At 55.1% G+C, this 23461-nt stretch carries 17 protein-coding genes, 6 tRNA genes and 3 rRNA genes; 4 read left to right on the top strand and 22 right to left on the bottom strand.

Features of this window, described 5'->3' with window-relative positions:
• Positions 1-17: 17 nt before the first annotated feature.
• From rpoB to tyrS, 20 genes are all read right to left on the bottom strand, one after another.
• Complete coding sequence (gene rpoB, locus OSC50_RS01715; protein ID WP_181081306.1) at positions 18-4091, bottom strand: DNA-directed RNA polymerase subunit beta; 4074 nt, start codon at positions 4089-4091, stop codon at positions 18-20.
• 219 nt (positions 4092-4310) lie between these two features.
• Entirely contained in the window at positions 4311-4676 is a 366-nt protein-coding gene (gene rplL, locus OSC50_RS01710; RefSeq protein WP_034148078.1) for a 50S ribosomal protein L7/L12, read from the bottom strand.
• A 75-nt stretch (positions 4677-4751) separates the two neighbouring features.
• Complete coding sequence (gene rplJ / locus OSC50_RS01705; protein ID WP_034101003.1) at positions 4752-5252, bottom strand: 50S ribosomal protein L10; 501 nt, start codon at positions 5250-5252, stop codon at positions 4752-4754.
• 198 nt (positions 5253-5450) lie between these two features.
• The gene (gene rplA, locus OSC50_RS01700; protein WP_003176434.1) at positions 5451-6146 is read right to left on the bottom strand and encodes a 50S ribosomal protein L1; all 696 of its coding nucleotides are present in this window, start codon (positions 6144-6146) and stop codon (positions 5451-5453) included.
• Positions 6146-6577, bottom strand: a complete 432-nt coding sequence (gene rplK / locus OSC50_RS01695) for a 50S ribosomal protein L11 (protein ID WP_003176435.1) — start codon at positions 6575-6577, stop codon at positions 6146-6148. Before rplK ends, rplA begins: the two co-directional genes overlap by 1 nt.
• A 117-nt stretch (positions 6578-6694) precedes the next feature.
• A complete protein-coding gene (nusG, locus tag OSC50_RS01690) occupies positions 6695-7228 on the bottom strand; it encodes a transcription termination/antitermination protein NusG (protein ID WP_003176436.1) in 534 nt (177 codons plus the stop codon).
• A gap of 9 nt (positions 7229-7237) precedes the next feature.
• Complete coding sequence (gene secE / locus OSC50_RS01685; protein ID WP_003194658.1) at positions 7238-7606, bottom strand: preprotein translocase subunit SecE; 369 nt, start codon at positions 7604-7606, stop codon at positions 7238-7240.
• Between the two features lie 45 nt (positions 7607-7651).
• A tRNA-Trp gene (locus OSC50_RS01680) sits at positions 7652-7727 on the bottom strand.
• A gap of 160 nt (positions 7728-7887) precedes the next feature.
• Positions 7888-7963 (bottom strand) — tRNA-Thr (locus OSC50_RS01675).
• Between the two features lie 26 nt (positions 7964-7989).
• Positions 7990-8063: transfer RNA gene (locus tag OSC50_RS01670), tRNA-Gly, on the bottom strand.
• Between the two features lie 24 nt (positions 8064-8087).
• A tRNA-Tyr gene (locus OSC50_RS01665) sits at positions 8088-8172 on the bottom strand.
• A gap of 143 nt (positions 8173-8315) precedes the next feature.
• Positions 8316-8762, bottom strand: a complete 447-nt coding sequence (locus OSC50_RS01660; RefSeq protein ID WP_181081305.1) for a hypothetical protein — start codon at positions 8760-8762, stop codon at positions 8316-8318.
• A gap of 7 nt (positions 8763-8769) precedes the next feature.
• Entirely contained in the window at positions 8770-9519 is a 750-nt protein-coding gene (locus OSC50_RS01655; RefSeq protein WP_253509588.1) for a pantothenate kinase, read from the bottom strand.
• Positions 9509-10468, bottom strand: a complete 960-nt coding sequence (birA, locus tag OSC50_RS01650; protein WP_253509589.1) for a bifunctional biotin--[acetyl-CoA-carboxylase] ligase/biotin operon repressor BirA — start codon at positions 10466-10468, stop codon at positions 9509-9511. Before birA ends, OSC50_RS01655 begins: the two co-directional genes overlap by 11 nt.
• Positions 10469-10640: 172 nt before the next feature.
• Positions 10641-10756, bottom strand: a 5S ribosomal RNA gene (gene rrf, locus OSC50_RS01645).
• 151 nt (positions 10757-10907) lie between these two features.
• Positions 10908-13799: ribosomal RNA gene (locus OSC50_RS01640) — 23S ribosomal RNA — on the bottom strand.
• 247 nt (positions 13800-14046) lie between these two features.
• Positions 14047-14122: transfer RNA gene (locus tag OSC50_RS01635), tRNA-Ala, on the bottom strand.
• 30 nt (positions 14123-14152) lie between these two features.
• A tRNA-Ile gene (locus tag OSC50_RS01630) sits at positions 14153-14229 on the bottom strand.
• A gap of 82 nt (positions 14230-14311) precedes the next feature.
• Positions 14312-15848: ribosomal RNA gene (locus tag OSC50_RS01625) — 16S ribosomal RNA — on the bottom strand.
• The 16S, 23S and 5S rRNA genes sit together here with 2 tRNA genes alongside, the layout of an rRNA operon.
• Positions 15849-16401: 553 nt before the next feature.
• Positions 16402-17601, bottom strand: coding sequence for a tyrosine--tRNA ligase (tyrS, locus tag OSC50_RS01620; protein ID WP_181081901.1), 1200 nt, complete (start codon positions 17599-17601; stop codon positions 16402-16404).
• A 210-nt stretch (positions 17602-17811) separates the two neighbouring features.
• Here tyrS and OSC50_RS01615 point away from each other — a divergent pair, with 210 nt between their 5' ends.
• Together OSC50_RS01615 and OSC50_RS01610 are read left to right on the top strand one after the other, a co-directional pair.
• Positions 17812-19230 (top strand): peptidoglycan DD-metalloendopeptidase family protein, encoded by a 1419-nt coding sequence (locus tag OSC50_RS01615; protein ID WP_266247022.1) that lies wholly within the window; start codon positions 17812-17814, stop codon positions 19228-19230.
• A 3-nt stretch (positions 19231-19233) separates the two neighbouring features.
• Positions 19234-20325, top strand: a complete 1092-nt coding sequence (locus tag OSC50_RS01610; protein WP_181081903.1) for an anhydro-N-acetylmuramic acid kinase — start codon at positions 19234-19236, stop codon at positions 20323-20325.
• Between the two features lie 66 nt (positions 20326-20391).
• Here OSC50_RS01610 and erpA read toward each other — a convergent pair whose 3' ends face one another.
• Both erpA and argC read right to left on the bottom strand, forming a co-directional pair.
• Positions 20392-20742, bottom strand: a complete 351-nt coding sequence (erpA, locus tag OSC50_RS01605) for an iron-sulfur cluster insertion protein ErpA (protein WP_007906865.1) — start codon at positions 20740-20742, stop codon at positions 20392-20394.
• 124 nt (positions 20743-20866) lie between these two features.
• Positions 20867-21901: an N-acetyl-gamma-glutamyl-phosphate reductase gene (gene argC / locus OSC50_RS01600; RefSeq protein ID WP_266247025.1), complete on the bottom strand. Its 1035-nt coding sequence runs from the start codon at positions 21899-21901 to the stop codon at positions 20867-20869.
• A 134-nt stretch (positions 21902-22035) separates the two neighbouring features.
• Here argC and hemJ point away from each other — a divergent pair, with 134 nt between their 5' ends.
• Together hemJ and OSC50_RS01590 are read left to right on the top strand one after the other, a co-directional pair.
• Positions 22036-22464, top strand: coding sequence for a protoporphyrinogen oxidase HemJ (hemJ, locus tag OSC50_RS01595; protein WP_253509594.1), 429 nt, complete (start codon positions 22036-22038; stop codon positions 22462-22464).
• A gap of 24 nt (positions 22465-22488) precedes the next feature.
• A complete protein-coding gene (locus OSC50_RS01590; RefSeq protein ID WP_266247027.1) occupies positions 22489-23451 on the top strand; it encodes an NAD(P)H-dependent flavin oxidoreductase in 963 nt (320 codons plus the stop codon).
• Positions 23452-23461 lie beyond the last annotated feature (10 nt).

Here is a 23461-nt window from a genome sequence, read left to right as displayed (position 1 = left end):
TCGATTCGCGTCACGTGTTATTCGGTTTCCAGATCGATATCGATGCCGAGGGAACGAATTTCTTTGATCAACACGTTGAAGGACTCGGGCATGCCCGGCTCCATACGGTGATCGCCGTCCACGATGTTTTTGTACATCTTGGTACGACCGTTCACATCGTCCGACTTCACTGTGAGCATTTCTTGCAGAGTGTAAGCAGCACCGTATGCTTCCAGTGCCCAGACCTCCATCTCCCCGAAACGCTGACCACCGAACTGAGCCTTACCACCCAGCGGCTGCTGGGTAACCAGGCTGTACGAACCGGTAGAACGCGCGTGCATCTTGTCGTCTACCAAGTGGTTCAGCTTCAGCATGTACATGTAGCCAACGGTAACCGGGCGCTCAAACTTGTTGCCGGTACGGCCGTCGAACAGCTGCATCTGGCCACTTTCCGGCAGGTCAGCCAGTTTCAGCATGGCCTTGATTTCGCTTTCCTTGGCACCGTCGAACACCGGGGTAGCCATTGGAACGCCGCCGCGCAGGTTCTTCGCCAGATCCAGGATTTCCTGGTCGGAGAAGGTGTCCAGCTCTTCGTTGCGACCGCCGATCTCGTTGTAGATCTCGTGCAGGAACTTACGCAGGTCTGCAACCTTGCGCTGCTCCTCGATCATACGGTTGATCTTCTCGCCCAGACCTTTGGCTGCGAGGCCCAGGTGGGTTTCGAGGATCTGACCAACGTTCATACGTGAAGGTACGCCCAGTGGGTTGAGGACGACGTCAACCGGTGTGCCATTGGCATCGTGCGGCATGTCTTCAACCGGCATGATCACGGAGACCACACCTTTGTTACCGTGACGACCGGCCATCTTGTCGCCCGGCTGGATGCGACGACGGATTGCCAGGTAAACCTTGACGATTTTCAGCACGCCTGGAGCCAGGTCATCGCCCTGCTGCAGTTTGCGCTTCTTGTCTTCGAACTTGTCGTCCAGCAGACGGCGGCGATCAACGATGTAGGCCTGAGCCTTCTCGAGCTGCTCGTTCAGAGCATCTTCGGCCATGCGCAGTTTGAACCACTGACCATGCTCAAGACCGTCGAGGACTTCATTGGTGATGTCCTGACCTTTCTTCAGACCGGCGCCGCCTTCAGCTTTGTGACCTACCAAAGCGGAGCGCAGACGTTCGAAGGTCGCGCCTTCAACGATACGGAACTCTTCGTTCAGATCCTTGCGGATTTCGTCGAGCTGGGTCTTCTCAATGGACAGCGCACGAGCATCACGCTCAACGCCGTCACGGGTGAAGACCTGTACGTCGATGACAGTACCCTTGGTACCGGTAGGTACACGCAGGGAAGTGTCTTTAACGTCGCTGGCTTTTTCACCGAAGATGGCACGCAACAGTTTCTCTTCTGGGGTCAGCTGGGTCTCGCCTTTCGGAGTGACCTTACCAACCAGAATGTCGCCTGCGCCAACTTCAGCACCTACGTAAACGATACCGGCTTCGTCCAGCTTGTTCAGTGCAGCCTCACCCACGTTCGGGATGTCCGCAGTGATTTCCTCTGGCCCAAGCTTGGTATCACGCGCCACACAGGTCAGTTCCTGAATGTGGATCGTGGTGAAGCGGTCTTCTTGAACAACACGCTCGGACAGGCAGATGGAGTCTTCGAAGTTGAAGCCGTTCCACGCCATGAACGCGATGCGCATGTTCTGACCCAGAGCCAGTTCACCCATATCGGTGGACGGGCCGTCGGCCATGATGTCGCTGCGCTGAACACGATCACCTTTGCTGACCAGCGGACGCTGGTTGATGCAGGTGTTCTGGTTCGAGCGGGTGTATTTGGTCAGGTTGTAGATGTCGACACCAGCTTCGCCAGTTTCAACTTCGTCATCGGCAACACGAACCACGATACGGCTGGCATCAACGGAATCGATCACGCCGCCACGACGAGCCACGACGCAAACGCCGGAGTCACGAGCTACGTTACGCTCCATGCCGGTACCTACCAGCGGCTTGTCGGCACGCAGGGTCGGTACAGCCTGACGCTGCATGTTGGAACCCATCAACGCACGGTTGGCGTCATCGTGCTCCAGGAACGGGATCAGCGACGCTGCGACCGAAACTACCTGCTTCGGCGAAACGTCCATCAAGGTGACGTCTTCCGGCGCCTTGACGGTGAACTCGTTCAAGTGACGAACAGCTACCAGCTCGTCGATCAGGACTTTCTTGTCGTTCATCGTGGCCGAAGCCTGAGCGATCACGTGATCAGCTTCTTCGATGGCGGACAGGAAGACGATCTCGTCAGTAACCAGAGCGTCTTTCACCACACGGTACGGGCTTTCGAGGAAGCCGTACTGGTTGGTGCGCGCATAGGCGGCCAAGGAGTTGATCAGACCGATGTTCGGACCTTCCGGCGTTTCGATCGGGCATACGCGACCGTAATGCGTCGGGTGTACGTCACGAACTTCAAAGCCTGCACGCTCACGGGTCAGACCGCCCGGGCCCAGTGCAGAAACACGGCGCTTGTGGGTGATCTCGGAGAGCGGGTTGTTCTGGTCCATGAACTGCGAAAGCTGGCTGGAACCGAAGAACTCTTTCACCGCCGCAGCCACTGGCTTGGCGTTGATCAGGTCTTGCGGCATCAAGCCTTCGCTTTCAGCCATCGACAGACGCTCTTTGACCGCACGCTCAACACGCACCAGGCCAACGCGGAACTGGTTCTCGGCCATTTCGCCTACGCAGCGAACACGACGGTTACCCAGGTGGTCGATGTCATCGACAATGCCTTTGCCGTTACGGATGTCGACCAGAGTCTTCAGAACCGCAACGATATCTTCCTTGCACAGCACGCCCGAACCTTCGATCTCGGTACGACCGATACGACGGTTGAACTTCATCCGGCCGACCGCGGACAGGTCATAGCGCTCAGGGCTGAAGAACAGGTTGTTGAACAGGGTTTCGGCAGCGTCTTTGGTTGGTGGCTCACCAGGACGCATCATGCGATAGATCTCGACCAGCGCTTCCAATTGGTTGCTGGTGGAGTCGATCTTCAGCGTGTCGGAGATGAACGGACCGCAGTCGATGTCGTTGGTATACAGGGTTTCGATGCGAACAACCTGTGCCTTGGCGATTTTCGCCAGGATCTCGGTGTTCAGCTCGGTGTTGCACTCAGCCAGAATCTCGCCTGTGGCCGGGTGAACGATAACCTTGGCGGTGGTGCGGCCCAGGACATAGTCCAGAGGCACTTCGAGCTCTGTGATACCGGCTTTTTCGATCTGGTTGATGTGGCGCGCAGTGATACGACGGCCAGCTTCAACAATAACCTTGCCTTTTTCATCCTGAATGTCCAGGACAGCAATTTCACCACGCAGACGCGAAGCAATCAGTTCCAGCTTGAGGGTTTCATCCTTCAGACTGAATACGTTGGTGGTGTAGAAAGCATCCAGCACTTGTTCGGTGGTATAGCCGAGCGCGCGCAACAATACCGAGGCCGGCAGTTTACGACGACGGTCAATACGCACGAATACGCAGTCTTTCGGGTCGAACTCGAAGTCCAGCCACGAACCGCGGTACGGAATAATCCGCGCGGAATACAGGAGCTTGCCAGAGCTGTGCGTTTTGCCGCGGTCGTGGTCAAAGAACACGCCCGGGGAACGGTGCAGCTGGGAAACGATTACACGCTCGGTACCGTTAATAACGAAGGTACCGTTTTCAGTCATCAATGGGATTTCGCCCATGTAGACTTCTTGCTCTTTGATGTCCTTGATCGCTTTGTTCGACGATTCTTTGTCGAAAATGATCAGACGGACTTTTACCCGCAAAGGTACGGCGTACGTAACGCCACGCAACACACATTCTTTGACATCAAATGCCGGTTCGCCCAGGCGATAACCCACGTACTCCAGCGCAGCATTGCCGGAGTAGCTGATGATCGGGAAAACGGATTTGAAGGCCGCATGCAGGCCCACGTCGCGGAACTGATCTTTGGTCGCTCCCGCCTGCAAGAATTCACGATACGAATCCAGCTGGATAGCCAGAAGGTACGGGACATCCATGACGTCCGGCAACTTGCTAAAGTCCTTGCGGATACGTTTTTTCTCAGTATATGAGTAAGCCATCAGCGTTCCCCAGCTTGGTCACCTGCTTGTTTGGCCCCTCCGACGGGAGCAGCCAGAAAATCTTGCAAACCCCATGGTTTGCACCACCGCATCGGGTGGCTACAGCGCGTTAATGGCGGCGACCGAGTCGACAGCCAAGAACGGAAAAAGGCCGGTGGCAAGAGCCACCAGCCATCAGCCTTCAGCTTAACGCTTGGGCTGGAGACGCAAGGTCGATGCTTACTTCAGCTCGACTTTAGCGCCTGCTTCTTCCAGAGTTGCTTTGGCTTTGTCAGCTGCGTCTTTGGCAACAGCTTCCAGAACCATGGCAGGAGCGCCGTCAACTACAGCCTTGGCTTCTTTCAGGCCCAGACCGGTCAGTTCACGTACTGCCTTGATCACGTTAACTTTCTTCTCGCCAGCTTCGGTCAGCATGACGTTGAATTCGGTTTGCTCTTCAACAACGGCAGCAGCAGCAGCTGGACCAGCGGAAGCAGCAGCAGCGGTAACGCCGAATTTTTCTTCGAAAGCTTTGATCAGCTCAACAACTTCCATTACGGACATGTTGCCAACTGCTTCAAGGATATCGTTCTGAGAGATAGACATGAATCTAATTCCTGATATTGGGGACGGCCTACGCGACCATCGAAAAAAACAAAAAACGCGAGAAGTTGACGAGCCTTAGGCTGCAGCAGCTTCTTTTTGGTCGCGAATTGCCGCCAGAGTACGAGCCAATTTGCTGGTAGCGCCTTGAATCACGCTCATCAGCTGGGAGATTGCTTCGTCACGGGTCGGCAGAGTTGCCAGCACGTCGATTTGGTTAGCTGCGAGGTACTTGCCCTCGAACGCAGCTGCCTTGATCTCGAACTTATCCTGACCCTTAGCAAACTCTTTGAACAAACGGGCAGCAGCACCTGGATGTTGGGTGGAGAATGCAATCAAGGTCGGGCCGGTGAACACGTCATTGAGAACACTGTATTCAGTGTCAGCAACAGCGCGCTTGAGCAGGGTGTTACGTACAACACGTACGTATACGCCAGCTTCACGAGCCTCTTTACGGAGTCCGGTCATAGCGCCTACTGTCACACCACGGGCATCAGCCACGACAGCGGACAGAGCAGCTTTGGCAGCCTCGTTGACTTCAGCGACGATGGCCTTCTTGTCTTCGAGATTAATTGCCACGGGTTTAACTCCTGCTTGTTACCGTTTCATCCGACCTGAGCCGGATGTCGTTTTGGTGTCTGATTCGGTAAGGAACCGGGAGCACCATCTGCGTAGGCTTGTGGTTTAAGACTTGCGTCGCCTACGGTCTTGGATAGCCCCCGCCAGGCAGGGACCCCAATTTTTCAATTGGCGCAATTGCTTGCGCCAATCTGTGTCTTATACGTCCAACGAACCTTGGTCGATGACCAGACCTGGGCCCATAGTGGTGCTCAGGGTAACGCGCTTAACGTAGATGCCTTTCGAAGAAGCTGGCTTGATACGCTTCAGATCCGCGATCAGGGCTTCAACGTTTTCCTTCAGCTTGACGGCGTCGAAGCCAACCTTGCCAACGGAGGTGTGAATGATGCCGTTTTTGTCGGTGCGATAACGAACCTGACCAGCTTTGGCGTTCTTAACCGCGGTAGCTACGTCTGGAGTTACGGTGCCGACTTTTGGGTTAGGCATCAGGCCACGTGGACCCAGGATCTGACCCAACTGACCTACAACACGCATTGCATCAGGAGAAGCGATGACCACGTCGTAGTTCAGGTCGCCGCCTTTCATTTCGGCAGCCAGGTCGTCCATGCCAACGCGGTCAGCGCCGGCAGCCAGGGCAGCTTCAGCAGCAGGACCCTGGGTGAAAACAGCTACACGTACAGTCTTGCCAGTGCCGTGTGGCAGCACAGTCGCGCTACGAACGACCTGGTCGGATTTACGTGGGTCAACGCCCAGGTTCACAGCAACGTCAACGGACTCGCTGAACTTGACAGTCGACAGCTCGGTCAGCAGAGCGGCGGCGTCTACAAAATTGTAGGACTTGCCTGCTTCGATTTTGCCGGCGATAGCCTTTTGGCGCTTGGTCAGCTTAGCCATTACACACCCTCCACGTTAAGGCCCATGCTACGAGCAGAACCGGCGATGGTACGCACGGCTGCATCCATATCAGCTGCAGTCAGATCAGCGTTTTTGGTTTTCGCGATCTCTTCCAGCTGGGCACGAGTGACGGTGCCAACCTTAACAGTGTTAGGACGAGCGGAACCGCTGGTCAGGCCAGCAGCTTTCTTCAGCAGAACCGAAGCCGGAGTCGACTTGGTTTCAAAAGTGAAGCTACGGTCGCTGTACACGGTGATGATCACAGGGGTCGGCAGACCTGGCTCAAGACCCTGAGTACGGGCGTTGAAGGCCTTGCAGAATTCCATGATGTTCACGCCGTGCTGACCCAGAGCCGGGCCGACAGGTGGACTAGGGTTGGCCTGAGCGGCCTTCACTTGCAGCTTGATGTAAGCGGTAATCTTCTTGGCCATGAGGCACTCCAATTACGGGTTCAAACGCCTCGAAAGGCTCCCCGGTTACTTGCGCGTTTATCCCAGTGACGACAAAACCCCACAGCCTAAGGCTGTGGGGTTGGGATGCTTGCTCAGCTAGACCTTTTCGACCTGGCTGAACTCCAACTCTACCGGAGTAGAGCGACCGAAAATGAGCACAGCCACTTGGATCCGGCTCTTTTCGTAGTTAACCTCTTCGACAGTTCCGTTGAAGTCAGCGAACGGACCATCTGTAACACGAACGACTTCACCAGGCTCGAACAACGTCTTCGGCTTAGGCTTGTCGCTACCATCAGCGACACGACGCAGAATCGCTTCCGCCTCTTTATCGGTGATCGGCGCAGGCTTATCAGCAGTACCGCCGATAAAGCCCATGACACGAGGAGTGTCCTTGACCAAGTGCCAAGTACCCTCATTCATGTCCATCTGAACCAGCACGTAGCCAGGGAAGAACTTGCGTTCGCTTTTACGCTTCTGACCATTCCGCATTTCAACCACTTCTTCAGTGGGAACCAGAATTTCACCGAAGCCATCTTCCATGCCTGCAAGCTTTACGCGCTCCAGCAAAGAGCGCATAACATGCTTCTCGTAACCCGAGTAAGCATGCACAACGTACCAACGCTTAGCCACGGGACACCCTTAGCCAACAATCAAGGAAACAAGCCAACCGAGCAGGGAATCAAGCCCCCACAACAGCAACGCCATAACCAGAACGACAGCCACAACAATCAGCGTGGTCTGCGTGGTTTCTTGGCGAGTCGGCCAAACGACTTTACGAATTTCGGTGCGAGCTTCCTTCACCAGGACTGCAAACGACTTACCCTTTGCAGTCTGCAAGCCAACAAAGGCAGCGACAGCAGCAAGAGCCAGCAATGCAAGAACTCGATACAGGATCGGCGAAGCAGAATAGTACTGATTGCCAACAACGCCTACGACCACCAAAGCGACTACAGCGAGCCACTTGACGAGATCGAAACGAGAGCTTTGAGCTTCAGCCTTAGGAGTCATCTATGAAGATCCTGTGAAAAGAAAGCCAGACACACCACGTGAATCTGGCAGGTCAGGAGGGAATCGAACCCCCAACCTACGGTTTTGGAGACCGTCGCTCTGCCAATTGAGCTACTGACCTAAAACAAAATCAGGCCGACCATTATGCAGGCCTGAAAAAGACTTTACAACAACCAACCCCACTAGACTTGAAATCACCCAGCAAAACAGCCAAGCAAACACCAACAAGCCGAGGCAGCTGTTAAAACAAAGGCAGATATTTTCATATCTGCCTTGTTATATGGAGCTCTTGAGCGGATTTGAACCGCTGACCTCACCCTTACCAAGGGTGTGCTCTACCAACTGAGCTACAAGAGCAAAACACTTTGCACGACCTGCAAACATGGAGCGGGTAGCGGGAATCGAACCCGCATCATCAGCTTGGAAGGCTGAGGTTCTACCACTAAACTATACCCGCGGAGCCTGCAGCTCACGCTAAAAATGGTGGAGGGGGAAGGATTCGAACCTTCGAAGTCGTAGACGTCAGATTTACAGTCTGATCCCTTTGGCCGCTCGGGAACCCCTCCTAAGCGAGCCGGCATTCTACATCATGCCAGCCTTCTGTCAAGCAATTTCTCATTTAAAAATATGAGGTTAGCTGCGTTGACCTTCGCTTCACACCGTAGACCTCAACGGTCTTCACTGCGAAGCGGGCGCCATTCTATGCAAACTATTCGGCAGTTGCAACGCCTTCGCACAACATTATTTTATGTTTTAACTCATTGAATTCCTTAGCAAGGTTTTCAAGGGGCAGATCGTCTGCCAGCCTCCGGCTTTCTGGCGAGACCCGAAGCCAATACCGGGAGGCGTCTGAAGACTTAAGCAACTGGACTTGGACCTTTATATCCAGGCTTGTAAGTCGCTGCTCAAGCGCGACCGCCTGGCGCTGATCGGCAAACCCACCGACATACAGGCAGGTATCTTGCGCTTCAGCCGTCTTAGAGCGATCCCGACGGACAGCAGCATCAGAAGATTCACTCAATAGCCTTATATCCTGAGACGAGCCACGATAAAGACTCAGAGGCGTTACATCTTTGGCGCGCAAAGGCGCCTCCTGCTGATGCCAAATGTAATAGAAGACATTGAGAACAACCAGAAGCAGAAACAGCCAACGCATAGACACCTCAGGGCAAAGGGCAGGCCATGGCCAAACCAACGAAAACCAGGTCGGGCACAAGCCGAGCTTCAGGCACCGCATCCGCTATCAATTGCGCATCTCCACCCGTAAGAAACACGGTGAAATTATCCCCCCAGTAAACCCGCGCCTGTTCCAACTGGGTCAAAACGAAGCCCCTCAGCATCAGCGCACAACCGCGCTCCACAGCTTCCACAGTAGTACGTCCCGGCGACAGGCGTTCCAAGGCTCGCTCCGCCTCCACATCGTCATAACGTATCTTGCGCGTGTGAGTACGCAGCTGATTACGCATGAGTGGCATCCCTGGGCAAATGAACCCCCCCAGATGCTCTCCATCCGCCCCAACATAATCTGCAGTGGCCGCCGTACCAAAGTCGAGCACCAAGCACGCGCGTTTTGCCAGCTTGAAGGCCCCCAGCATGGCCAACCATCGGTCCAGCCCCAGACGCTCGAACTCGCGGTACCCGTTGCGCACACCGCTCATTTCCCGGGCCGGGGCAGCAACAGAGACAACGAGGTTAAAGGTACGCACCAGGGCCTCAACGAGCCTTTCAGTCTCCTCTACCGCACGAACACTCACCATTCGACAGCGCGCCAAGCTTAGGCCTGGAACGACCTTCAGCCCTTCAATTAAGGCCATATCCGAACCAACGACCCCCTCGGCAAACGCCGATTTTCCAATTGGCTCGATCACTCTCCATTTGATAAAGCTATTCCCACAGTCGAGCTCAAGAATCATCACGCAACCTCAGGCTTAGCTCACCACCGCTGTATGCTTTCTCTACACCAGCTACATTTAAGCGCAAAGCGCCACGGCCATCGATACCCAGCACGCGCCCATGAATTTGATTTGCTCCTGCGATAAGGGAGACCAAGCATCCCTGCCACAGATGATTCTGCTCCCACTCCTCTCGCAAAGCCTCAAAACCAGATTCACGGTGACACTCGAGATAATGCTGCAACTGCGCTCCAAGCTGCGCGACCATTTGGTTGCGATCAACAGGAGCCCCAGCCTCCAATTGCACAGAGGTCCATTGCTGATCGATACCGGCGACTTCTTGCATATTCACATTGATGCCAATGCCAACGACTACGTGACAGATGTCTGCCGGATCGCCCACGAGCTCTAACAGGATCCCGGCAATCTTCTTACCATTCACCAACACATCGTTCGGCCACTTCAGTCCCGCACGATGCACGCCTGACGCTTGCAAGGCGCGCATAACAGCCAAACCAACAACCAGGCTAAGCCCGTCCAATTGGCGCAATCCGTCTTCGATACGCAATACGAGGCTGTAATAGATATTTTGCGCAAACGGACTTACCCATTGGCGGCCACGTCTTCCCCGCCCTGCCGTTTGCCGCTCCGCAAGCACGAGAAAGGGCGCAGTAGAGCCTGCAGTAATCAAGCGCAGGGCTTCAGCGTTGGTCGAATCAAGAGATTCAGATATGAAAATGGGGTAAGACAAAGAAGGCGCATTCAGGGCAATTTCATCAGCATCCAGGAAGGACACAGGAGCAGCCAATTGATAGCCTCTTCCTCGAACCCTGTGAATAGCCAGGTTCGATTCAAGTTCTAAATTCTGGAGCTGCTTCCATACCGCGCTACGACTCACACCCAGAGCCGCACCGAGCTCCTCACCAGAATGAAATCGGCCGTCTTTAAGAAGCTTCAACAACATCAGCATGCAAGTATCGCCTCACAATGAGGCACGCATGATAGCCATGCGAAGAGTGCTTGCATAGAAAGGGCAAAATTTAGCGTCGAAAACAGGAGAAAATCAGAGTGCCCTCACTCCGCTTTTCGAGCGCCCAAAACAAAACCCCAACTGCTCTCGCAATTGGGGTTTCGGAATTTAATCTTGACGATGACCTACTCTCACATGGGGAAACCCCACACTACCATCGGCGATGCATCGTTTCACTGCTGAGTTCGGGATGGGATCAGGTGGTTCCAATGCTCTATGGTCGTCAAGAAATTCGGGTACTGAGTCGTGACCAGATGGCCTCGCTTCAGCAAATTGGGTATGTGACAGCTGTCGGTGTTTTGTGAGCGTCGAACTTTCGGTTCATTGCGTCTTCACACACCGCAATCTGGCCTTTCGACTCAAATTGCTTGGGTGTTATATGGTCAAGCCTCACGGGCAATTAGTATTGGTTAGCTCAACGCCTCACAGCGCTTACACACCCAACCTATCAACGTCGTAGTCTTCGACGGCCCTTCAGGGAACTCAAGGTTCCAGTGAGATCTCATCTTGAGGCTAGTTTCCCGCTTAGATGCTTTCAGCGGTTATCTATTCCGAACATAGCTACCCGGCAATGCCACTGGCGTGACAACCGGAACACCAGAGGTTCGTCCACTCCGGTCCTCTCGTACTAGGAGCAGCCCCTCTCAAATCTCAAACGTCCACGGCAGATAGGGACCGAACTGTCTCACGACGTTCTAAACCCAGCTCGCGTACCACTTTAAATGGCGAACAGCCATACCCTTGGGACCGGCTTCAGCCCCAGGATGTGATGAGCCGACATCGAGGTGCCAAACACCGCCGTCGATATGAACTCTTGGGCGGTATCAGCCTGTTATCCCCGGAGTACCTTTTATCCGTTGAGCGATGGCCCTTCCATACAGAACCACCGGATCACTAAGACCTACTTTCGTACCTGCTCGACGTGTCTGTCTCGCAGTCAAGCGCGCTTTTGCCTTTATACTCTACGACCGATTTCCGACCGGTCTGAGCGCACCTTCGTACTCCTCCGTTACTCTTTAGGAGGAGACCGCCCCAGTCAAACTACCCACCATACACTGTCCTCGATCCGGATAACGGACCTGAGTTAGAACCTCAAAGTTGCCAGGGTGGTATTTCAAGGATGGCTCCACGCAGACTGGCGTCCACGCTTCAAAGCCTCCCACCTATCCTACACAAGCAAATTCAAAGTCCAGTGCAAAGCTATAGTAAAGGTTCACGGGGTCTTTCCGTCTAGCCGCGGATACACTGCATCTTCACAGCGATTTCAATTTCACTGAGTCTCGGGTGGAGACAGCGCCGCCATCGTTACGCCATTCGTGCAGGTCGGAACTTACCCGACAAGGAATTTCGCTACCTTAGGACCGTTATAGTTACGGCCGCCGTTTACCGGGGCTTCGATCAAGAGCTTCGCGTTAGCTAACCCCATCAATTAACCTTCCGGCACCGGGCAGGCGTCACACCCTATACGTCCACTTTCGTGTTTGCAGAGTGCTGTGTTTTTAATAAACAGTCGCAGCGGCCTGGTATCTTCGACCGGCATGAGCTTACGGAGCAAGTCCTTCACCCTCACCGGCGCACCTTCTCCCGAAGTTACGGTGCCATTTTGCCTAGTTCCTTCACCCGAGTTCTCTCAAGCGCCTTGGTATTCTCTACCCAACCACCTGTGTCGGTTTGGGGTACGGTTCCTGGTTACCTGAAGCTTAGAAGCTTTTCTTGGAAGCATGGCATCAACCACTTCGTCATCTAAAAGATGACTCGTCATCAGCTCTCGGCCTTAAGATCCCGGATTTACCTAAGATCTCAGCCTACCACCTTAAACTTGGACAACCAACGCCAAGCTGGCCTAGCCTTCTCCGTCCCTCCATCGCAATAACCAGAAGTACAGGAATATTAACCTGTTTTCCATCGACTACGCTTTTCAGCCTCGCCTTAGGGACCGACTAACCCTGCGTCGATTAACGTTGCGCAGGAAACCTTGGTCTTTCGGCGTGGGTGTTTTTCACACCCATTGTCGTTACTCATGTCAGCATTCGCACTTCTGATACCTCCAGCAAGCTTCTCAACTCACCTTCACAGGCTTACAGAACGCTCCTCTACCGCATCACTTACGTGATACCCGTAGCTTCGGTGTATGGTTTGAGCCCCGTTACATCTTCCGCGCAGGCCGACTCGACTAGTGAGCTATTACGCTTTCTTTAAAGGGTGGCTGCTTCTAAGCCAACCTCCTAGCTGTCTAAGCCTTCCCACATCGTTTCCCACTTAACCATAACTTTGGGACCTTAGCTGACGGTCTGGGTTGTTTCCCTTTTCACGACGGACGTTAGCACCCGCCGTGTGTCTCCCATGCTCGGCACTTGTAGGTATTCGGAGTTTGCATCGGTTTGGTAAGTCGGGATGACCCCCTAGCCGAAACAGTGCTCTACCCCCTACAGTGATACATGAGGCGCTACCTAAATAGCTTTCGAGGAGAACCAGCTATCTCCGAGCTTGATTAGCCTTTCACTCCGATCCACAGGTCATCCGCTAACTTTTCAACGGTAGTCGGTTCGGTCCTCCAGTTAGTGTTACCCAACCTTCAACCTGCCCATGGATAGATCGCCCGGTTTCGGGTCTATTCCCAGCGACTAGACGCCCTATTAAGACTCGCTTTCGCTACGCCTCCCCTATTCGGTTAAGCTCGCCACTGAAAATAAGTCGCTGACCCATTATACAAAAGGTACGCAGTCACCCAACAAAGTGGGCTCCCACTGCTTGTACGCATACGGTTTCAGGATCTATTTCACTCCCCTCTCCGGGGTTCTTTTCGCCTTTCCCTCACGGTACTAGTTCACTATCGGTCAGTCAGTAGTATTTAGCCTTGGAGGATGGTCCCCCCATATTCAGACAAAGTTTCTCGTGCTCCGTCCTACTCGATTTCATGACTAAGAGATTTTCGCGTACAGGGCTATCACCCACTATGGCCGCACTTTCCAGAGCGTTCCGCTAATCTCAAAGCCACTTAAGGGCTAGTCCCCGTTCGCTCGCCACTACTAAGGGAATCTCGGTTGATTTCTTTTCCTCAGGGTACTTAGATGTTTCAGTTCCCCTGGTTCGCCTCTTGCACCTATGTATTCAGTACAAGATAACCATCTTATGATGGCTGGGTTCCCCCATTCAGACATCTCCGGATCAAAGTCTGTTTGCCGACTCCCCGAAGCTTTTCGCAGGCTACCACGTCTTTCATCGCCTCTGACTGCCAAGGCATCCACCGTATGCGCTTCTTCACTTGACCATATAACCCCAAGCAATCTGGTTATACTGTGAAGACGACATTCGCCGAAAATTCGAATTTCTCAATTAAGAGAACTCACAAATTTTACCTTAGCCTGATCCGTTACCAGTGAAAGTAACGTTCAGTCTATCTTTCTATCACATACCCAAATTTTTAAAGAACGAACTAGTCAAAGACTAGAAATCAACATTCACCATCGCAGCGATGGAATGCTCATTTCTAAGCTTTCAAACGTCAGAAGCAGTAGTGGTGGAGCCAAACGGGATCGAACCGTTGACCTCCTGCGTGCAAGGCAGGCGCTCTCCCAGCTGAGCTATGGCCCCGTATTTCTACAGGCGTTTCCCACACAAAATTGGTGGGTCTGGGCAGATTCGAACTGCCGACCTCACCCTTATCAGGGGTGCGCTCTAACCAACTGAGCTACAGACCCAATTTCGGGCTGCTTCTTATCGTCTTCTTCAATGAATCAAGCAATTCGTGTGGGAACTTATGGAGCAGCTGATGTCGTCGATTAAGGAGGTGATCCAGCCGCAGGTTCCCCTACGGCTACCTTGTTACGACTTCACCCCAGTCATGAATCACACCGTGGTAACCGTCCCCCCGAAGGTTAGACTAGCTACTTCTGGTGCAACCCACTCCCATGGTGTGACGGGCGGTGTGTACAAGGCCCGGGAACGTATTCACCGCGACATTCTGATTCGCGATTACTAGCGATTCCGACTTCACGCAGTCGAGTTGCAGACTGCGATCCGGACTACGATCGGTTTTATGGGATTAGCTCCACCTCGCGGCTTGGCAACCCTTTGTACCGACCATTGTAGCACGTGTGTAGCCCAGGCCGTAAGGGCCATGATGACTTGACGTCATCCCCACCTTCCTCCGGTTTGTCACCGGCAGTCTCCTTAGAGTGCCCACCATAACGTGCTGGTAACTAAGGACAAGGGTTGCGCTCGTTACGGGACTTAACCCAACATCTCACGACACGAGCTGACGACAGCCATGCAGCACCTGTCTCAATGTTCCCGAAGGCACCAATCTATCTCTAGAAAGTTCATTGGATGTCAAGGCCTGGTAAGGTTCTTCGCGTTGCTTCGAATTAAACCACATGCTCCACCGCTTGTGCGGGCCCCCGTCAATTCATTTGAGTTTTAACCTTGCGGCCGTACTCCCCAGGCGGTCAACTTAATGCGTTAGCTGCGCCACTAAGAGCTCAAGGCTCCCAACGGCTAGTTGACATCGTTTACGGCGTGGACTACCAGGGTATCTAATCCTGTTTGCTCCCCACGCTTTCGCACCTCAGTGTCAGTATCAGTCCAGGTGGTCGCCTTCGCCACTGGTGTTCCTTCCTATATCTACGCATTTCACCGCTACACAGGAAATTCCACCACCCTCTACCATACTCTAGTCAGTCAGTTTTGAATGCAGTTCCCAGGTTGAGCCCGGGGATTTCACATCCAACTTAACAAACCACCTACGCGCGCTTTACGCCCAGTAATTCCGATTAACGCTTGCACCCTCTGTATTACCGCGGCTGCTGGCACAGAGTTAGCCGGTGCTTATTCTGTCGGTAACGTCAAAACCATCACGTATTAGGTAATGGCCCTTCCTCCCAACTTAAAGTGCTTTACAATCCGAAGACCTTCTTCACACACGCGGCATGGCTGGATCAGGCTTTCGCCCATTGTCCAATATTCCCCACTGCTGCCTCCCGTAGGAGTCTGGACCGTGTCTCAGTTCCAGTGTGACTGATCATCCTCTCAGACCAGTTACGGATCGTCGCCTTGGTGAGCCATTACCCCACCAACTAGCTAATCCGACCTAGGCTCATCTGATAGCGCAAGGCCCGAAGGTCCCCTGCTTTCTCCCGTAGGACGTATGCGGTATTAGCGTCCGTTTCCGGACGTTATCCCCCACTACCAGGCAGATTCCTAGGCATTACTCACCCGTCCGCCGCTCTCAAGAGAAGCAAGCTTCTCTCTACCGCTCGACTTGCATGTGTTAGGCCTGCCGCCAGCGTTCAATCTGAGCCATGATCAAACTCTTCAGTTCAAACATCTTTGGGTTTTTAAGAAACCCTAAACTTGGCTCAGCAATCGTTGGTTACATCTTTGATTTCTCGCGGAGTAACTTGTGATGCTGATAATCTTGTTGACTATCAGTCTGACTCCACAAGCACCCACACGAATTGCTTGATTCAGTTGTTAAAGAGCGGTTGGTTAAGATCTTTCGTCTCAACCGAGGCGCGCATTCTACAGCAGCCTCATTTGCTGTCAAGTGATTATTTTCAGAAGTTTTCGAAGATTTCTTCAACAACTTCAACCACTTGCGCTTCCGATCTCTCGTTAGCGGGAGGCGAATTCTACAGCGTTACACGCTGCTGTCAACACCTCTTTTTCTCCGCTTTCGACCGAGAAGATCGAAACGTTAATAGAGCCAAACAACCTTGCTCTACCAACTCCTTCTGAGCTTCGATGAACTGAAGCGATCCGCTGTCGAATTCTGCGTAACTCTTTGTTTACCAAGGAGTTTTCCGTTTCGACTGCGCCGGAAGTGGGGCGAATTATAGACAGATATAATTCGCCGTCAACCGTTAATTTCAGGTTTATTCCGATTTGAGCGTAATACGCGCAAATGCCTTCTTCCCAGCCTGACAAACATGAGTCGCGCCCAGCTGGTATATAAAGGCGCGATCAACCACCTCACCATCAATACGCACGCCGCCAGAACCCAAAAGATCGCGAGCGACTGCCGAGTTCTTCACCAGGCCCGCCTTATTGAGGACGGCGGCAATGGGCATCGCCTCCGTCGCAGCCAATTCGATCTCCGGCAGATCATCCGGCAACTCGCCATCTTTCATACGATTGCCTGCCGCACGGTGAGCGCTGGCCGCAGCCTCCTCGCCATGGAAACGCGCTACGATCTCTTCAGCCAACTTGATCTTCACGTCCCGCGGATTGGCCCCCGCTTCAACCTCAGCACGCAGCGCATTGATCTCATCCATCGAGCGGAAGCTCAATAGCTCGAAATAACGCCACATCAATGCATCAGGTATGGACACAAGCTTGCCGTACATCACACCCGGCGCCTCCTGAATACCTACATAGTTACCCAAGGATTTGGACATCTTCTTGACGCCGTCCAACCCCTCCAGCAAAGGCATGGTCAGAATGCATTGAGCTTCCTGCCCATAGGCGCGTTGCAACTCACGCCCCATCAGGAGATTGAATTTCTGATCCGTCCCGCCCAGCTCAACGTCCGCGCGCAACGCTACCGAGTCATACCCCTGAACCAGCGGGTAGAGAAACTCATGGATGGCAATCGGCTGGTTAGTCGAATAGCGCTTATCGAAATCATCACGCTCGAGCATGCGCGCCACGGTGTACTGAGAAGTCAGGCGGATAAAGTCTGCCGGCCCCATCTGATCCATCCAGGTGGAATTGAATGCCACCTCGGTCTTGGCCGGATCGAGAATCTTGAATACCTGCGTTTTGTAGGTCTCGGCATTATCGAGAACCTGTTCACGGGTCAGGGGTGGTCGCGTCGCGCTCTTTCCGCTTGGATCACCGATCATCCCGGTGAAGTCACCTATCAGGAAGATCACCTGATGCCCCAGCTCCTGGAACTGACGCAGCTTATTAATAAGCACGGTGTGTCCCAGGTGCAGATCCGGTGCGGTCGGATCAAAGCCGGCCTTGATACGCAGGGGCTGGCCACGCTTGAGCTTTTCGATCAGCTCAGCCTCGACCAACAGTTCTTCCGCACCACGTTTTATCAGCGCTAGCTGCTCTTCAACCGACTTCATAACAGACCCGCAAGGCTCAGATTCAAAAGGGAACCAACCATACAAGATCAGGGACTAATTACAAGTTTTGCCCTGCAAACGGACAACCTTCAGCAAGCCCGGCATTCGCGAGCTTGCGCCACAGATGATTTGGTTATATTTTATACAGTTATTTCATCTTCATCATGTCATTCATCTTTTCCATTTCATCTTTTCAAAGTCAAATTACCTATGACCACTGAACCGTCTAAAGCGCCGCCGCTTTACCCGAAGACCCACCTGCTTGCCGCAAGTGGTATCGCCGCCCTTCTCAGCCTGGCACTCCTGGTATTCCCTTCCAGTGATGTAGAAGCCAAACGAACGTCTCTGAGCCTTGACCTGGAGAGCCCCGTTGAACAACTGACACAAGATCAAGACGCTTCCGACGCTCAACAAGCCACAAACGCACCCGTGGACTCACCGTTCGCGCAGATAGAAAGCACTCCCGAGGACACCCAGCAAGCCACCCAAAACCCACCCGTACCGGCACCGACACCGGCGAAGGGCCCACAACACCGCGAAGTGATCGTTGCCAAGGGCGATACCCTCTCCACCCTGTTCGAAAAAGTAGGCCTGCCGGCGGCGTCCGTTACGCAAGTGTTGGCCAGCGATAAGCAAGCCAGGCAATTCACCCAGCTCAAGCACGGGCAGAAACTGGAATTCGAGCTCACACCGGATGGCCAGCTGAACAATCTGCACAGCAATGTCAGCGATCTGGAAAGCATTACACTGACCAAGGGCCCCAAGGGCTTTGCCTTCAATCGCATCACCACCAAGCCGGTAATGCGCTCCGCCTACGTTCACGGCGTGATTAACAGCTCACTGTCTCAATCGGCTGCCCGCGCGGGCCTGTCCCACAACATGACCATGGACATGGCCAGTGTCTTTGGCTACGACATCGACTTCGCCCAAGACATCCGTCAGGGCGATGAATTCGACGTCATCTACGAACAGAAAGTCGCCAACGGCAAAGTGGTCGGCACCGGCAACATTCTCTCCGCGCGCTTTACCAATCGCGGCAAAACTTACACCGCCGTGCGCTACACCAACAAACAAGGCAACACCAGCTACTACACCGCTGACGGCAACAGCATGCGCAAGGCGTTCATCCGTACGCCAGTGGATTTCGCTCGCATCAGCTCGCGTTTTTCCATGGGCCGCAAGCACCCTATTCTGAACAAGATTCGCGCCCACAAAGGCGTCGACTATGCCGCGCCACGCGGTACGCCGATCAAGGCTGCCGGTGACGGCAAGGTACTGCTGGCCGGCCGTCGCGGCGGGTATGGCAACACTGTCATCATCCAGCACGGCAACACGTACCGTACGCTGTATGGTCACATGCAAGGGTTCGCCAAGGGCGTGCAAACGGGCGGCAACGTGAAGCAAGGCCAGGTAATTGGCTATATCGGCACTACGGGCCTGTCTACCGGGCCGCATCTGCACTATGAGTTCCAGGTCAACGGCGTTCACGTCGACCCACTGGGCCAGAAGCTGCCGATGGCTGACCCCATCGCCAAAGCCGAGCGCGCGCGCTTCATGCAACAGAGCCAGCCGCTGATGGCGCGCATGGATCAGGAGCGCACCACCTTGCTGGCTTCGGCGAAGCGTTAAGCGATGCCGCGCTATATAGGTGTAATGTCCGGGACCAGCCTTGATGGCCTGGACATTGCCCTCATCGAGCAGGACGCGGCGATCAGCTTGATCGCCACCCATTACGTCCCCATGCCCGACAGCCTGCGCGCCGAATTGCTGGGCCTGTGCGCCAGCGGCCCGGATGAAATCGCCCGGTCGGCCATTGCCCAGCAACACTGGGTTGCACTCGCCGCTCAAGGCATCCATACGTTACTGGGCCAGCAGAATCTCAAACCGCAGCACATTCGTGCGATTGGCAGCCACGGTCAGACCATTCGTCACGAACCTTCCCGAGGTTTTACCGTACAGATCGGCAACCCCGCGCTGCTCACCGAATTGACTGGCATTACCGTCGTCAGCGACTTCCGCAGCCGCGACGTCGCCGCCGGCGGCCAGGGCGCACCATTGGTACCTGCATTTCATGAGGCCCTGTTTGGTGAGCGCAGCGGCAACCGCGCGGTACTGAACGTAGGCGGTTTCAGCAACCTCAGTTTGATCGAGACAGGCAAGCCGGTTGCAGGCTTCGACTGTGGCCCGGGCAACGTGCTGCTGGATGCCTGGATCCACCTCCAGCAAGGCCACCACTTCGACCGCGATGGCCAGTGGGCCGGCGGCGGTAACGTTGAGCCACAGCTACTCAACGCATTGCTCAGCGATCCGTTCTTCACCACCAAAGGTCCGAAGAGCACCGGCCGTGAAGTGTTCAATCTCGGATGGCTGCAACAGCACCTCGCCCGCCTGCCAGCCTTCGCGCCTCAGAACGTGCAGGCCACCTTGCTGGAACTGACCGCGCAGACCATCGTCGAGTCCCTGCAAATCGCACAAAGCCACACTGAAACCCTACTGGTTTGCGGCGGCGGTGCGCATAACAGCACGCTGATGAGGCGTCTGGCGGCGTTACTGCCCTCCACTCAAGTCAGCACCACCGCGACTTATGGCGTGGACCCTGACTGGGTGGAAGCCATGGCATTCGCCTGGCTGGCCCATTGCTGTCTTGAAGGCATCGCTACTAATCGCCCGAGCGTGACCGGTGCGCGCGGGCTGCGAATACTCGGCGCGATCTACCCCGCGTGACCTTCCAGACAGCAAAACGCCGCTTGGCCTATCAAAGCCAAGCGGCGTTTTTGTATCCGCTGCCAATCAGATCGAGAACGAAGACCCGCAACCACAAGTGGTGGTGGCATTGGGATTCTTGATCACGAAGCGCGATCCTTCCAGACCTTCCTGATAATCCACCTCGGCACCTGCCAGGTACTGGAAGCTCATCGGATCCACGACCAGGCTAACGCCCTCGCGCTCAACGATGGTGTCGTCATCGGCAACTTCTTCATCGAAGGTAAAACCGTACTGAAACCCTGAACAACCGCCGCCCGTAACAAATACGCGCAGCTTCAAGCGATCATTACCCTCTTCATCGACCAGGCTCTTCACCTTGTGCGCAGCACCGTGGGTGAATTGCAAAGCCGTGGGGGTGAAGGATTCAACGCTCATGCTGATAATCTCCCGGCGTCGCGCCGCCATATGCGTAATGGCGGGCATTATCCGCTTCTCCTAGAAAAGCGGTCAACTATTATGGGAGCAGCGGCAATTTCAAGCTTAACGCTTGGCGCTGCTCTCAGGGCAACATGCCTGCGTGGGACAACCCCAGCTTCTCATCCAGGCCAAACAGGATGTTCATGTTCTGCACTGCCTGGCCGGACGCGCCTTTGACCAGGTTATCGATTACCGACAGCACCACTACCAAGTCACCGTCCTGCGGGCGATGCACCGCGATCCGACAGACATTGGCGCCGCGTACGCTGCGGGTTTCCGGATGGCTGCCGGCAGGCATCACATCGACGAACGGCTCGCCGGCATAGCGCTGCTCGAACAAGGCCTGCAGATCCACCGAGCGATCAGTCACGGTCGCGTAAAGCGTGGAGTGAATACCACGGATCATCGGGGTCAAGTGCGGAACAAAGGTCAGCCCCACCTCTTTACCGGCGGCGCGACGCAAGCCCTGACGAATTTCCGGCAAGTGACGATGCCCTTTTACCGCATAGGCTTTCATGCTTTCCGACGTTTCGGAGTACAACGAACCAACCGCGGCGCCACGACCTGCGCCGCTCACGCCTGATTTGCAGTCCGCGATCAGACGCGACGCATCCGCCAGCCCAGCCTCGAGCAGCGGCAGGAAGCCCAGTTGTGTCGCAGTCGGATAGCAGCCCGGCACGGCGATCAGGCGCGCCTGCTTGATCTGCTCACGATTGACTTCCGGCAAACCGTATACCGCCTCTTCCAACAGCTGCGGTGCGCCGTGAGGCTGGCCGTACCATTTGGCCCATTCGTCGGCGTCCTGCAGGCGGAAGTCCGCCGACAGGTCGATAACCTTGGTGCCGGCGGCCAGCAACTCACCGGCCAGTGCATGGGCAACGCCATGGGGCGTGGCGAAGAACACCACATCGCATGCGCCCAGGGTCTTGGTGTCCGGCACGCTGAACGCCAGGCCGTCGTAGTGGCCGCGCAGGTTCGGGTACATATCGGCCACAGCCAGGCCGGCCTCGGATCGGGAGGTGATGATCACCACCTCAGCCTGCGGATGCTGAGCCAACAGACGCAGCAATTCGACACCGGTGTAACCCGTGCCGCCGACAATACCGACCTTGACCATAAACCTGCCCTCAACGAACCACTGGAAAGCCGTCGATAATAGGGGCCACATCGTTCTGCGACAACCGCCAACGTGACGTATGGGCGTATCTGCCACTACTATCCTCGCTACCGTGAACCTGGGAATAACTGAAAATGCTCTATCTATGGGTCAAAGCCTTCCACATCGTCAGCATCGTCTGCTGGTTTGCCGGGCTGTTCTACCTGCCACGCCTGTTCGTCTACCACGCACAAAGTGAAGACACCGTCAGCAAGGAACGCTTCAGCGTCATGGAGCGCAAGCTCTACCGCGGAATCATGGGCCCGGCAATGCTTGCCAGCCTGGTGTTCGGCATCTGGCTGATTGCACTGAACCCCGGCATCTTCAGCACGGGCGGCTGGATTCACGCCAAGCTGACCCTGGTCGTGCTGCTGATCGGTTACCACCATATGTGCGGCGCCCAGGTAAAACGCTTTGCCCGTGGCGAAAACACCCGCAGCCATGTCTTTTATCGCTGGTTCAATGAAGTGCCAGTTCTGATATTGCTGGCTGTCGTAATTTTGGTGGTGGTCAAGCCGTTCTAACGTCAATCAATCGGGGTACATCCAATGTCGCTGCCCGCTCTGCTCGAACAACGTCTGCGCCTGCCCGTGGTGGCCGCGCCGATGTTTCTGATTTCCAACCCGCAACTGGTCCTGGCGTGTTGCCGCAACGGAATCGTCGGCAGCTTTCCGGCGCTCAACCAGCGTGAAAGCAGCGGCTTCAAAGCTTGGTTGGAGGAGATCGAGGCGGGCCTGGCGCAGTTGGACAACCCGGCCCCGTACGCCGTCAACCTGATCGTGCATGGCAGTAACCCACGCCTTGAGGCTGACCTGGCCATCTGCGTCGATCACAAAGTGCCGATCGTCATCACCAGCCTTGGCGCGGTCAAAGAGTTGGTGGACGCCGTGCACAGCTACGGCGGCCTGGTGTTTCATGATGTCACCACTCGGCGCCACGCCGAGAAAGCCGCCGAAGCCGGGGTGGACGGCCTGATCGCCGTGGCCGCCGGGGCGGGGGGCCATGCGGGGACCTGGAGCCCTTTCGCGCTGATCGCAGAAATTCGCCAGTTCTTCGATAAAACCGTACTGTTGGCCGGTTGCCTCAACCACGGGCACCAGATTCTGGCTGCGCAAGTCATGGGGGCGGACCTGGCCTACCTGGGCACTCGATTTATCGGCACCACCGAAAGCCACGCTCCAGATGCTTATAAAGAGATGCTGCTCACAGCGCGCGCCGCCGACATCGTGCACACTCCCGCTGTCTCGGGTGTGCCGGCGAGCTTCATGCGCCAGAGCCTGGAAAACGCCGGCTTCGACCTCAATGCCCTGCAAGGCAAAGGCGAAGTCAACTCCGGTTCCAAGCTCAAACCGCTGAACGACGAGGCCAAGGCCTGGAAGACTGTCTGGTCGGCCGGCCAGGGCGTCGGTGAAATTGGCGATTTGCCCGGCGTCGATGAACTCGTTGCGCGCCTGAATGCCGAATACCGCGAGGCGCAAACACAGGCGACACAGTTACACTGGCCACGCTGACTAATCCTGC

It is taken from the genome of Pseudomonas quebecensis, assembly GCF_026410085.1.
GTDB lineage: Bacteria > Pseudomonadota > Gammaproteobacteria > Pseudomonadales > Pseudomonadaceae > Aquipseudomonas > Aquipseudomonas quebecensis.
The sequence above is the reverse complement of the archived record's forward strand: the minus strand, read 5'-3'. Positions and strand labels throughout refer to the sequence as shown.

What these genes read in the sequence shown, in the direction of transcription:
- rpoB (WP_181081306.1), bottom strand. Translation starts at nt 4,091, where the DNA reads ATGGCTTACTCATATACTGAGAAAAAACGTATCCGCAAGGACTTTAGC.
- rplL (WP_034148078.1), bottom strand. Translation starts at nt 4,676, where the DNA reads ATGTCTATCTCTCAGAACGATATCCTTGAAGCAGTTGGCAACATGTCC.
- rplA (WP_003176434.1), bottom strand. Translation starts at nt 6,146, where the DNA reads ATGGCTAAGCTGACCAAGCGCCAAAAGGCTATCGCCGGCAAAATCGAA.
- rplK (WP_003176435.1), bottom strand. Translation starts at nt 6,577, where the DNA reads ATGGCCAAGAAGATTACCGCTTACATCAAGCTGCAAGTGAAGGCCGCT.
- secE (WP_003194658.1), bottom strand. Translation starts at nt 7,606, where the DNA reads ATGACTCCTAAGGCTGAAGCTCAAAGCTCTCGTTTCGATCTCGTCAAG.
- OSC50_RS01660 (WP_181081305.1), bottom strand. Translation starts at nt 8,762, where the DNA reads ATGCGTTGGCTGTTTCTGCTTCTGGTTGTTCTCAATGTCTTCTATTAC.
- OSC50_RS01655 (WP_253509588.1), bottom strand. Translation starts at nt 9,519, where the DNA reads ATGATTCTTGAGCTCGACTGTGGGAATAGCTTTATCAAATGGAGAGTG.
- birA (WP_253509589.1), bottom strand. Translation starts at nt 10,468, where the DNA reads ATGCTGATGTTGTTGAAGCTTCTTAAAGACGGCCGATTTCATTCTGGT.
- tyrS (WP_181081901.1), bottom strand. Translation starts at nt 17,601, where the DNA reads ATGAAGTCGGTTGAAGAGCAGCTAGCGCTGATAAAACGTGGTGCGGAA.
- OSC50_RS01615 (WP_266247022.1), top strand. Translation starts at nt 17,812, where the DNA reads ATGACCACTGAACCGTCTAAAGCGCCGCCGCTTTACCCGAAGACCCAC.
- OSC50_RS01610 (WP_181081903.1), top strand. Translation starts at nt 19,234, where the DNA reads ATGCCGCGCTATATAGGTGTAATGTCCGGGACCAGCCTTGATGGCCTG.
- erpA (WP_007906865.1), bottom strand. Translation starts at nt 20,742, where the DNA reads ATGAGCGTTGAATCCTTCACCCCCACGGCTTTGCAATTCACCCACGGT.
- argC (WP_266247025.1), bottom strand. Translation starts at nt 21,901, where the DNA reads ATGGTCAAGGTCGGTATTGTCGGCGGCACGGGTTACACCGGTGTCGAA.
- hemJ (WP_253509594.1), top strand. Translation starts at nt 22,036, where the DNA reads ATGCTCTATCTATGGGTCAAAGCCTTCCACATCGTCAGCATCGTCTGC.
- OSC50_RS01590 (WP_266247027.1), top strand. Translation starts at nt 22,489, where the DNA reads ATGTCGCTGCCCGCTCTGCTCGAACAACGTCTGCGCCTGCCCGTGGTG.